11 protein-coding genes are annotated in these 12867 nt (G+C 28.9%); all 11 read left to right on the plus strand.

What is annotated here, in order from left to right; genetic code table 11:
- The first annotated feature begins 10 nt into the window (after positions 1–10).
- Genes MUN34_RS00850 through galE form a run of 11 tightly spaced genes read left to right on the plus strand, consistent with a single transcriptional unit; the run spans position 11 to position 12741 of the window.
- On the plus strand, positions 11–1129 hold the full coding sequence (locus MUN34_RS00850; RefSeq protein ID WP_247856618.1) for a polysaccharide biosynthesis C-terminal domain-containing protein: 1119 nt from the start codon (positions 11–13) through the stop codon (positions 1127–1129).
- The gene (wecB, locus tag MUN34_RS00855) at positions 1126–2259 is read left to right on the plus strand and encodes a non-hydrolyzing UDP-N-acetylglucosamine 2-epimerase (RefSeq protein ID WP_247856619.1); all 1134 of its coding nucleotides are present in this window, start codon (positions 1126–1128) and stop codon (positions 2257–2259) included. The genes MUN34_RS00850 and wecB overlap by 4 nt, the downstream gene beginning before the upstream one ends.
- Positions 2252–3133, plus strand: a complete 882-nt coding sequence (locus MUN34_RS00860; RefSeq protein WP_247856620.1) for a glycosyltransferase family 2 protein — start codon at positions 2252–2254, stop codon at positions 3131–3133. Before wecB ends, MUN34_RS00860 begins: the two co-directional genes overlap by 8 nt.
- Positions 3130–4347: a glycosyltransferase gene (locus MUN34_RS00865; protein ID WP_247856621.1), complete on the plus strand. Its 1218-nt coding sequence runs from the start codon at positions 3130–3132 to the stop codon at positions 4345–4347. The genes MUN34_RS00860 and MUN34_RS00865 overlap by 4 nt, the downstream gene beginning before the upstream one ends.
- Positions 4348–4349: 2 nt before the next feature.
- Positions 4350–5594 carry a hypothetical protein gene (locus MUN34_RS00870; protein WP_247856622.1) on the plus strand — a complete coding sequence of 415 codons (1245 nt, stop codon included), beginning with the start codon at positions 4350–4352 and terminating at the stop codon, positions 5592–5594.
- Positions 5572–6849, plus strand: coding sequence for a glycosyltransferase family 4 protein (locus MUN34_RS00875; protein WP_247856623.1), 1278 nt, complete (start codon positions 5572–5574; stop codon positions 6847–6849). Before MUN34_RS00870 ends, MUN34_RS00875 begins: the two co-directional genes overlap by 23 nt.
- A complete protein-coding gene (locus MUN34_RS00880) occupies positions 6843–8141 on the plus strand; it encodes a flippase (RefSeq protein ID WP_247856624.1) in 1299 nt (432 codons plus the stop codon). Before MUN34_RS00875 ends, MUN34_RS00880 begins: the two co-directional genes overlap by 7 nt.
- An 18-nt stretch (positions 8142–8159) precedes the next feature.
- Positions 8160–9536, plus strand: a complete 1377-nt coding sequence (locus MUN34_RS00885; RefSeq protein ID WP_247856625.1) for a phenylacetate--CoA ligase family protein — start codon at positions 8160–8162, stop codon at positions 9534–9536.
- Between the two features lie 25 nt (positions 9537–9561).
- Positions 9562–10491 carry a glycosyltransferase family protein gene (locus tag MUN34_RS00890; RefSeq protein WP_247856626.1) on the plus strand — a complete coding sequence of 310 codons (930 nt, stop codon included), beginning with the start codon at positions 9562–9564 and terminating at the stop codon, positions 10489–10491.
- Positions 10492–10542: 51 nt separating this feature from the next.
- Positions 10543–11709: a nucleotide sugar dehydrogenase gene (locus MUN34_RS00895; protein ID WP_247856627.1), complete on the plus strand. Its 1167-nt coding sequence runs from the start codon at positions 10543–10545 to the stop codon at positions 11707–11709.
- A 42-nt stretch (positions 11710–11751) separates the two neighbouring features.
- Entirely contained in the window at positions 11752–12741 is a 990-nt protein-coding gene (gene galE, locus MUN34_RS00900) for a UDP-glucose 4-epimerase GalE (protein ID WP_247856628.1), read from the plus strand.
- Positions 12742–12867 lie beyond the last annotated feature (126 nt).

Below are 12867 nucleotides of genomic sequence, written 5' to 3' on the forward strand. Positions count from 1 at the left end.
AGGAAGTATAATGAAAGTTTTAGTAACAGGATCAAAAGGTTTTGTCGGAAGAAACTTGATTGCACATTTAAGAGAAGATTCACAATTTGAAGTATTAGAATACTCACGAAGTAATTCAGAAAATGAATTAGAAGTATTAGTAAAACAAGCAGATAAAATTGTTCATTTAGCTGGAGTGAATCGTCCGAAAACAGAAAATGAATTTAAAAGTGGGAATCAAGATTTGACGGCAAAACTTATACATTTTGCTAGTCAGTCGAATAAACGTCCACACATTTTACTATCTTCCTCTACTCAAGCTGAGCTAAACAATCCCTACGGCGAAAGTAAATTGGGAGCGGAGCAAGAAGTATTCAAGTATCATGATCAGACAGGATCACGTATTACGATTTATCGTTTACCTAACCTATTCGGTAAATGGAGCCGACCTAACTACAACTCAGCAGTCGCAACATTTTGTTACAATGTTGCGAATGATTTAGAAATTACTGTTACTGATCCTTCCATTGAACTGAACTTAGCTTATATTGATGATGTAGTTGATAGCATAGTTGCTAACTTATTATCTGCTAACAACGTTGAAAAGAACATATATGCTGAAGTACCGGTTACTTATAAAAAAACGTTAGAAGAAATAGTAACATTAATTCAAAGTTTTAAAAACATGCGTGAATCTTTACTGTTGCCTAATTATCAAGATTTATTCGTCAAAAAACTATATACGACGTATTTATCTTACTTAGAAGAGGATGCATTTTCGTATGGTTTAACAAAGCACGAAGACAATCGAGGTTGGTTAAGTGAATTGATTAAATCGGATTATATGGGACAAATGTTTGTGTCGAAGACAAAGCCAGGGATCACACGAGGAAATCACTATCATCATACGAAAGTAGAGAAGTTTATCGTCATTAGTGGTGAAGCAATGATTCGATTCAGACATATTGAAAAATCTGAAGTGATTGAATATAAAGTTGAAGGAAATGAAGCGCGGGTTGTGGATATACCGCCTGGCTATACACACTCGATTGAAAATATTGGAGCAAGTGAAATGATTACTTTGTTTTGGGTAAATGAACAGTTTGATATACAAAAACCAGATACTTATATGAGTGAGGTCTTAAAATGAAGAAATTAAAAGTCATGACGATCGTTGGAACGCGTCCGGAGATTATCCGCCTATCAGCTGTAATTAACAAACTAGAAGAATCTGAGGCAATTGAACATGTATTAGTACATACGGGTCAAAACTATGACTATGAACTAAACGAAGTATTTTTTGAGGATTTCAATTTACGAAAACCTGACTACTTTTTAAACGCTGCAAATGGCACAGCAGTTGAAACTATAGGAAATATTTTAATCGCTATTGATCCGGTTTTAGAAGAAGTACAGCCGGAAGCAGTTTTAATCTTAGGTGATACAAATAGTTGTCTTTGCGCAATTGCTGCAAAAAAACGCAAGATTCCGATTTTTCATATGGAAGCAGGAAACCGTTGTTTTGATCAACGTGTACCTGAAGAAACAAACCGTAAAATTGTAGATCATATTGCAGATATTAACTTAACATATAGTGATATTGCGAGAGAATATCTACTCAGAGAAGGATTACCTGCAGATCGAATCATTAAAACTGGAAGTCCTATGTATGAAGTTCTTAGTTCTAGAAAAAATGATATTGAAAAGTCAAAAATCTTATCAAAATTAGATTTAGAAGAACGTAAGTATTTTGTAGTATCTGCACATCGAGAAGAAAATATAAGTTCTGATAAAAATTTCTTTAACCTCATGGAAACTTTAAATGCTATATCTATAAAATACGATTTGCCAATAATTATGAGTACTCATCCTAGAACGAAAAAAATGCTTGATCAAAAGAATTTTAAATTGCATGAAAATATAAGGTTATTGAAACCACTAGGTTTCAATGACTATGTGAGACTTCAGCAGTCAGCTAAAGTAGTGTTTAGTGATAGTGGAACAATTAGCGAGGAATCATCAATTTTAAATTTTAAAGCACTTAATATTAGAGAAGCTCATGAAAGACCAGAAGCAATGGAAGAAGCTAGTGTAATGATGGTTGGTTTGAGAAAAGAGCGTATATTACAAGGGATAGAGCTACTTGAAAAACAAGAAGAAGAAACGCTAAGAATTGTTAGTGATTATGATATAGCAAATGTTTCTGAAAAGATTGTGAGAGTTATAATTTCTTATGTAGATTATATAAATAGAAATGTGTGGAGGAAAGAAAGTGAATGAAAAAAAAGTAAGTGTAATTATTCCTTTTTTCTCAAATATAAATTGGCTTACATTAGCATTAGATAGTGTGAATAGTCAGTTATTTAAAGATTTTGAAGTAATAGTAATTGATGACGGTTCTAAGCATGATTTGTCTGGATTATACGAGAGATATTCTTTTGACATGAAAATAATAAAAATTGAAAATAGCGGTCCTTCTAATGCTAGAAACATAGGTATTAGTTTATCGAGAGGTAAATATATAGCATTTTTAGATTCAGATGATATATGGGATCAAAAAAAATTAAAAGTACAAGTAGAATTAATGGAAAAAAATTCAGCAGTGTGGTCTCAGCATTCATATACGATGATATATGAAAATGGTAAAAAAAATAAAAAAATAAATACGAAAAAATATAGTGGAGATGTTTTTTTGAAATCTTTTATATCCTTAAAAATTCAAACCTCTACAATTATGGTTTTAAGAGAAGAGTTGATTAAAAATAATATAAAATTCCCGGTAAATTTAAGATATGGAGAAGATGGAGAATTTTATAGAGAACTAGCAATTAAGCATAGATTATTTTTTGTAGACGAGTATTTAAGTTTATTTAGAATAAGAGAGAATAATGCTGGATTTGACCCCAACATTCAACTAGAAGATAAAAAAAATACTTGGGAAAGAATTAAAGGAAATAAGAAGATCACAAAAATTCTTCCTGATAGTATTATATGGGCGTATAAATTCTCCGGTTATTTTTATAAAATTTCTCGGAAAATCGATTCAAAAAAAATTAATAATAAAACTTATAAAGGCGTAATGTATCTATTGTATTTGCCACCATATTTAATATTTAAATATAACTCTTGGGGGATAGAAAGGAAGTTTAAATGAAAATTCTATATTTTGGCCAAATATGTGATTCGGAATTATTAGAAAAAAAGAAAACGGAAAAAAACCCTTTTTTTATCGCTCAATTTATGTATGAAGAAGCCTTATTAAAAGAATTAATAAAAAAAACAAAAAATATTGAAATTAATTCAATATATCAATGTAATTATTACTCTAAAAAAGAAAAGTTTATCTTTAAAAGAAAAATTAAAGATAACATAAAATACCTTAATTTTGTCAACCTGCCTTTTTTAAAAGAACTAAACTTTTTTTTACACGCTTTTTTTAGAGTCCTTGTTTGGAATGTAAAGAATTATAATGAAAAAGAAAAAATTATATTATCAAGTTGTCATTATGCTCCTGTTTCTCTAGCCGTAGTAATTTCAAAAAAAATTATGAAATTAAATAGTATAATGACATTTACCGATATATCTTCTTTCACATATTCTCCTACAAGAATAAAAAAAATGAAATTATATAAAAGAATTTTAATGAATCCATATTTAAAATTAGTAAATAAACTTCAAAACTCACATGATGGTTACATTTTATTTTCTAGACAAATGAATGAAGTTTTGAATGTGAAAAATAATCCTTTTATAGTCATTGAAGGTATTTATAATAATAATTTAAAAAATGTAGAATTATTAAGTATGCCTAAATCTAAATCTAAAGTTATTGTTCATGCTGGAACATTAAATAGAGAAGTAGGAATTCAGAAAATATTAGATGTATTCAAACAGATGAAAGATTCTAATTATGCTCTCTGGTTTTTCGGAAAAGGAGATATGGATTCAAGTATACATAGCGCCTCTAAATTAGATAGTAGAATAAAGCACTTTGGATTTATTGAAAGAGAAGAAGTAAACAAAAAAATACTGCAAGCAACACTTTTGATTAATCTAAGAAATCCACAAGATATTTATACGAAGTATTCTTTTCCATCAAAAATGTTCGAATACATGGCTTCTGGAATTCCAGTATTCAGCACTAAATTGTCAGGTATACCATCAGAATATTATGAGCATATATACTCTACATCCAATTATGAAACTAATGACTTGGTTAAAGAGTTAGAGAACGTTTTAAGTAACGATTTGAGTGTTTTGAATTCTAAAGGATCAAGTGCTAAAAAATTTATACTAGAAAATAAAAACAGCGAGAAACAAGTTTCAAAAATTTTAAGTTTTTTAAATGATTTTCAAAGTGAGAGGTAAACATGATTACTTACGAAAAATTATCAACTAAAACTACTGTTGATACTAAAAAGATTACTAACTTCATTTGGTATGTTTCTATATTGTTATTCTCAAGTAATTTTTTTGGCTTATCTGAGTTTTTACTTTATTTGTTTATTTTTGTAGGCTTATTTCACGCATATATAAACAAAAGTAGATTTAGGATATCAAAAGAATTATTAGTAGTATTTTTGTTTACAATTAGTTACACAATAATATCATCACATTACGCAAATAACTTACAAGCCTCTTTTATATTGTATTTTGTATATCCGTTTTCAGCTTATTTTATTGGAAGTCTTGTAGTAAACTTTAACAATTTCAAGTTGTACACTAATACAATTATTTGCTTATCTTTGGGTTTATTTTTTCATGGGATTTTAAATGTTTATTTTTACGTGAAAAATGGAAATCATTTTTTGGAAGTAAGAGTAATAAGAGATTATTGGGAAGGTTTTGATCTTGCAGCCACTCTTCAAGGATCTTATTTTACTTTGATAATATCGTTATTACTATTGTCTGTTACAAAAATTATAGATAATAAAATTATCAAAACTATTATTATAATATCTATATTTTTTTCAATAATATCCTCATTTTATATTGGAAATAGAACACTAATAATGATTTGTATTATTGTTTTTTTCACTAATATAATTTTATTTTCTAAAGAAATAAAACTAGGGTATAAATCAGTTATAAAATTCTTAATTTTGCTATGTTCAATTATTTTCTTTGTATATTTTATAATAGAATTCGATATTTTTTCTATTAAAACCATTGTTGAAAGTACTAATTTATATAGCAGAATAAATGAAATCTCCATTATTGATGATCCTAGGATTAATATTTATACGGAATTTGCGAGACAGTTTTATAAATATCCTTTTGGTGGGAAAGAAATGATTTTAAGTCTTGCTTACGCACATAATATGTGGCTGGATATTTATCATGTAGCCGGATTTGTTCCTTTCATATTATTGATTATTCTTAATATTATGATAGTAAAGAATGTAATATTTATTTATAAAAGTTCTAAAATAAATACCCAAATTAAAATTTTAGCTATAACTACTTTAATGTCATTATCACTTAATTTTATGGTTGAACCCATAATGGAAGGGATTCCTTTTTTATTCAGCATATTTATGTTGATAAATGGAATGAATAAGAAAATAAAAGATGTAATTAAGGAGAAAGAAAATGAGAGTATTATGGATCGTTAATGTTCCTACACCCGAAGCTTCATCGTTATTAAACATAGACTCTACACCATATGGTGGATGGTTGACTCTAACTTCAAGAGTTTTATCTGAATCAGACGAAATTGAATTATCTATTGCATTTCCTCAGTCAGTGGATAGACAAAAATATAAATTAATTAAGGGAGAAAAAATAGATTACTATCCATTTAAACCACAGAATAAATTAAATAGTTATGATGAGGAAGAATTATTAAAAATATTAGAACAATCTTGTCCGGACATTGTTCATATATTTGGAACAGAGTATTCTCACAGTTCAATTTTTTCTAATATATGCATAAAAAACAATATAAAGTTTACAGTTTCTATTCAAGGTTTAGTATCTGTATACTCTAAGCATTATATGGCGCATCTACCAGCAAAATTAATGAACAAATATACAATTAAAGAGCTTATAAAAAGAAGTAATTTGAAGGCACAAAAAAGTAATTTTGTTAAACAAGGTGTAATTGAAAAGCAAGTTATAATGGATTCTAAATATATCATAGGTCGTACTGATTGGGATAAAGCCTGTACGGAACAAATAAATGATAGTGCTAAATATTTTCACTGCAATGAGAATCTAAGATCAAGTTTTTATGATGGTAAATGGAATATTAATACTAAAGAAACGCATAGTATATTTTTAAGTCAAGGTAATTATCCAATTAAAGGAATGCATTTGATGCTTGAAGCACTGTTTATTGTAATAAAAAAATATCCGAATTGTAAACTTTATGTTGCTGGAAATAATATTTATAAGAATAGAACTATTAAAGAAAAATTAAAACTATCTACTTATGCCAAGTATATAATTTCTTTAATTAAAAAGTATAATTTAGGTGATAAAGTCATATTTACAGGTCCTCTTAATGAAGATGAGATGAAAAAAATGTATTTAAAATCCCATGTTTTTGTTTGTCCTTCATCTATTGAAAACAGTCCTAATTCACTGGGAGAAGCAATGATATTGGGAGTGCCGTGTATTACTTCAAATGTTGGAGGTGTCTCCAATTTAATTGAACATGAAAAAGAAGGATATATTTATCAAGGTGATGCTCCTTATATGTTGGCTTATTATATTGAAAAAGTATTCAAAGATGATGAAAAAACAATTAGCCTTTCAAATGCTGCAATTCAAAAAGCTACAAGTACACATAATTATATTAAAAATAATTTCAGGTTGATTGAAATTTATAAAAATATATTACAAAAAGGTACAGATGAAATATGTTGAGTTTTTTAAATTTAAGAAATAATAAAGTTTTTAGTAATTCATCTTGGATTATTAGCGAAAAGGTTTTTAATTTATTAATTAGTTTAGTAACAATTATGATTGTTTCTAGATACTTTGGTCCTGAAAAATTTGGATTATTTAATTACTCTATTGCATATATTACATTGTTTACAGCAATAGCTACATTGGGACTAGAAGTACTCGTAGTAAAAGCAATTCTAGACGGAAAATATACTGAAGAAAATATAATTAGCACAAGTTTATTTTTAAGAGCAATTGGTGGAATTGTTCTTTTGATTCTTTCAAACAGTATTTTATTTTTTATAAATAATAATGATTTTGAAATTAGAGTAATGGTTTTCATTCTTTCAATTTCAATGATTTTCAAATCTTTTGAAGTGATAGATTATTTATTACAATCTAAACAAAATATGAAATTAGTATCAGTCATAAAAATTACTTCTTATTCAATTTCAGCTATATTTAAAATCCTTATTGTAGTGTACGGTGGAAGCATTATTGATTTTTCGTATGCCTATTTAATAGAATCAATAATAATTGCGTTTTTATTGATCCTTACTAAAAAGAATTTCTTTGAAAATAAGATCACTATTAGAATTCGTCATATTGATTTAAAATTCGCTAAGTATATATTAAATAAAAGTTGGCCATTGATTATAAGTGGTATTATGGTTTCTTTATACACAAGAGTAGATCAAATTATGATAGGAAATATATTAGATTCTAGCTATCAAAATGGAATATATTCAGCTGCTTTTCAAATATCAAATATATGGTATTTTGTACCGTTAGCCATAATTACTTCATATACTCCATTGATAATGCAAAATCATAGAAAAGACAATATGCAATATTTAAATTTGATTAAACGCTTATATAGAATAGTAATTTGGATAAGTATAATAATGGCTGTATTGATTTCATTATTTGGAAAGTATATAGTATTATTTTTGTACGGATATGAGTATATCGATAGTTTGAAAATTCTTGTAATTATGATATGGTCTGGGATATTTGCGATTGTTGGATCTGCTAGAGGTCCTTGGTTGATATGTGAAGGATTACAAAAATATTCACTGATTTATATGTCCGTAGGACTAGTAGTAAATATTATTTTAAATTTAATTTTAATCCCTATATATAAAGGTGAAGGTGCTGCTATTGCGACACTTATAGCTCAAATATGTACTGTAATAGTTGTTCCATTTGCTATACCTGCCACAAGAAAATCAGTGAAGATGATGGCGCAAAGCTTCTTATTTTTAAAGTAAATTAAAAGAGGTATAAATATGAAAAATATATTTTTGAAAATATTGCCTAGGGTTTTTGATCTATACTATATTAAATATATTTTAAATAGATTATTCGAAAAAAAAACAATAAGAAAAAATTTGAATAAACTTCACCATTTTAATGTTGAAGAAAATAATATAGAAGAGATTAACAAAAAAATGCTTCTCAAATTAATTAAGTTTTCATATAGAAATTCTACGTATTATAGAAACGTTTTGAAAAATAAAAAAATAGATATGAAAAAAATAAGTGTCGATAATGTATATGATTTAGTTAATAAAATTCCTCTTTTAAATAAAGAAATAATTAGAGGAAATACTAAGAGTATTTTAACAGTTAATTCGAAAAAAAAGTATGTAGGTAAGATGACAACTGGAGGCAGTACAGGTGAACCTTTAAGTTTTTATACAATGGGAGGGTACGATAAGGAACACCAAGAATTTTTATATAAATTAATGGGGTATGAAAACGGAGATCTTATTATAGCTTTAGATGGAACTTTTATTGAGAAAGAAACTTTAGATCAAGGTATATTTTGGACTGAAAAAAATAAAAGTAGTATACCATACGGAAAAGTAGCTTTGTCATCTCATTATCTTAACGATGATACAATTGGAGAGTACATAAAATATATTTCGGAATCAAATGTTAAAATTATTAGAGGGTATCCTTCGTTTATTGAAAAAATTGCTAGATACATTTTACAAAATGATATTGATATAAAATCGTCTTTAAAAGGTATTCAATTAACCTCTGAATCTTTTTATGATTATCAGGTAGTGCTTATAAAAAATGCATTTAATTGCAATGTTTATAGTCAATATGGTCATGCTGAGTCTAGTGTTTTTGGTTACACTATTAATGATCAAATGGAAATATATTGTTCTCCTTTTTATGGATATACTGAAGTTCTAAATAGTGATGGAGAACACGTCAAAAGCGGAGAAGTTGGAGAAATTGTAGTTACAGGTTTTAATAATACTGCTATGCCTTTTATAAGGTATCAAACTGGTGATCTTGCAGTATTCTCGAGAAGAGAGAATGGAATTGTTGTTTTAGAGACTATATATGGTAGAACACAGGATATAATATATTCGGAAGACGATCAAGAAATAAGATTAACTGCTCTTATATTTGGAAGACATTATAAAGCTTTTGATAACATAATAAAATGGCAAATAGTTCAAAATGAAAAAGGTAAAGTAGCTTTTAATATTGTAAAGTCAATAAATTACACTGAAATAGATGAAAAAGAAATAAGAGATAACTTTATAGAATTAAGTGGTATAGAAACTAACTTTAATTATGTTAACGAGATTGATTTGACTAAAAGAGGAAAAAATAAATTTTTGATCCAAAATATTTCAATGTAAGTTTGATTTGAAAGGAATGAGATGTTTGACAATTTATTCTCCAGTAGCAATTTTTGTTTATGACAGATTAGAACACACAAAGCAAACAATATCAGCACTTTCATGCAATTTATATAGTGAAGAAACAGATGTATATATATTTTCAGATAATGGTAAAGATGCTACTTCCAATTCAAATGTGAAAAGTGTCAGAGAATATTTAGATTATTTGAGAGAATCAAACAATTTCAAAAGTCTAACTATATTGGAAAGTGAAAAGAATTACGGATTGGCTAATTCAATTATTAAAGGAGTAAGCAAAATAATACGTGAACATCCTTCAGAGAAAGTTATTATTTTGGAAGATGATTTAATAACTTCTAATTTCTTTTTAAAATTTATGAACGAGTCTTTAAATTATTATGAGAAAAATAATAGTATTTGGTCAATCAGTGGATATTCTCCACCAATAAAAATTCCTGAAAATTATAGAAACGATATTTATTTATCGTATCGTTCATCTAGCTGGGGATGGGGTACATGGAAAGACCGATGGAACAGTGCAGATTGGCAAATAAAAGATTACGACAATTTTATTGAAGATAAGAAAAGTGTTCAAAGATTTAATAGAGGTGGAATGGATTTAGCTGGTATGCTCAAAATGCAAATGAATAATAAAATTGATTCATGGGCAATCAGATGGTGCTATACACAATATAGACAAAATAAAATGACTATTTATCCTGTAAAAACACTTATTGAAAATATTGGACTAGATGGAAGTGGCACTCATAAACAACTCCTTTCCCGAAAATATAATTCAAAAATAGATGAAAAGAGCGATTTCAACTTAGAAATGCCACAAATTAATCCCTTAATCCTCAAGAGATTTAAAAATTTTTATTTAAGTGAACTAAAGTTTTACTTATCCAAGGTTAAAAGGCGTATTTTTAATATTAGTCGAATCTATAACTAATATGATAATACACTTAATTTAAATCTTAATACTAGAATTGAGGGATTTTTAATGAAAATAGCTATTGTAGGAACAGGCTATGTGGGTTTGTCTATGGCTGTTTTACTTGCACAGCATAATGAAGTCACTTCAATCGATATCATTAAAGAACGTGTCGAGCTTGTCAATAATCGAAAATCGCCGATCGTCGATGAGGAAATTGAAAATTTCTTACAAAATAAGGATTTGAATCTGTATGCAACAACCGATAATTATGAGGCTTATAAAGAAGCGGAATTTGTCGTCATCGCAACGCCAACGGATTACGATCCAATACGCAACTACTTCAACACTGGGACGGTTGAGAGTGTTATCGCTACGATTCTTTCCATCAATCCATATGCGACGATGATTATTAAATCGACGGTACCAGTTGGTTATACAAAAGAATTAAAAATGAAGTTTGGTACATCGAACATTATTTTTTCCCCTGAATTTTTGCGTGAAGGACAAGCATTGTATGATAATCTGTATCCTTCACGAATCGTCGTTGGTGAGCAGTCTGAGCGTGCTCAGCAATTTGCTGACCTTTTACTTGAAGGAGCTATCAAAAAAGATGTTCCAATTCTTTTGACAGATTCTTCAGAAGCGGAAGCGATCAAGTTGTTCTCTAATACCTATCTTGCAATGCGTGTCGCGTTCTTTAATGAACTTGATACGTATGCGGAAGTGCGTAATCTCGATACAAAACAAATCATCGAAGGTGTAGGGCTTGATAGCCGGATTGGCAATCATTACAACAATCCATCGTTTGGATACGGCGGTTACTGCTTACCGAAAGACACAAAGCAGCTGCTTGCGAACTACGATGAAGTGCCGAATAACATTATTGGGGCAATCGTTGAAGCGAACCGAACACGGAAAGATTATATTGCGGATACAATCATTAAGCAGAATCCGAAAGTCGTTGGTGTGTATCGTCTGACGATGAAAACGGACTCGGATAACTTCCGTGCTTCTTCGATTCAAGGCATTATGAAACGAATCAAGGCAAAAGGAATCGAAGTGACAGTCTTCGAACCTGTGTTGACGGAAGATACATTCTACAATTCACGTGTCATTCGTGATCTTGAAGCGTTTAAGCAAGAATCAGATGTCATTCTTTCGAATCGGATGCATTCTGAGTTGAGCGATGTTGAAGATAAGGTGTATACGCGTGATTTGTATAGTAGAGACTAATTTATTAATAAGTTAAACTTTTGAATGAACGAGGAGAGTCTAATGGAAGAAATATTAATTACAGGTGGAGCCGGATATATTGGGTCACACACTACATATAGGGCTATTGAAAGTGGAATGAAGGTTATTGTAGTTGATAATTTAATAACTGGTCATAAAGAAGCTTTACATCCTTATGTAAAATTTTATGAAGGTGATATAAAAGACTCAAGCTTATTGAATAGAATTTTCTCTGAGAATAAAATAAGTCACGTTATTCACTTTGCAGCAAGTTCTTTGGTTGGTGAATCTAACAATAATCCACTAAAGTATTACTCTGATAATTTATATGGTACTCAGATTCTTTTAGAATGTATGGCGAAAAATAAAATTAAAAATATAGTTTTTTCATCATCTGCAGCTATTTATGGAGAACAGCTAATCATGCCAATTAAAGAAGAAGCTGCTCAGGTTCCTAGCAGTCCTTATGGAGAAACAAAATTAGCAGTTGAGAAATTATTGTACTGGTGTGAAAAAGCGTATGGTATAAAATATGTAACACTCAGATATTTTAATGCAGCTGGGGCTTTAGAAAATGGATTAATCGGTGAAGATCATGAGCCGGAATCACACCTTATTCCGTTGGTACTAAATGTCGCAAATGATAATAAGGAATACATTTCAGTTTTCGGAAACGATTATGACACACATGATGGGACATGCATTAGAGATTATATTCATGTTCAAGATTTAGCTGAAGCACATATAAAATCCATCTTCTACCTAAATGAGCTAACTAACAAAAGCGATGCATTTAATTTAGGAACTAACAAAGGCTATTCTGTACTTGAAGTGATCAACGCTGTTCAAAAAATCACTGGAAGATCTATTCCAGTAAAATATCTTTCCCGAAGAGACGGAGATCCAGCAAAATTAGTAGCTAGTTCTGAAAAAGCAAAGCAGTATTTAAATTGGATTCCTAAAAATTCAGGGCTAGAAAGAATTATTAAAGACGCTTGGAGTTGGCATTTTAAAAATCCTAAGGGCTACTAAATTGTATAAACTTAAATTCATTGAAACACTTCTTTGGCAAAGGTTATACGGAAGAAAGACTATAAAGAAATGTTATTAAAAAACTTAAAATTTAAATACATGATTCAGAATGTTATAGTTTTGGCT

Source organism: Exiguobacterium sp. 17-1 (assembly GCF_023096305.1).
Lineage (GTDB): Bacteria > Bacillota > Bacilli > Exiguobacteriales > Exiguobacteriaceae > Exiguobacterium_A > Exiguobacterium_A sibiricum_A.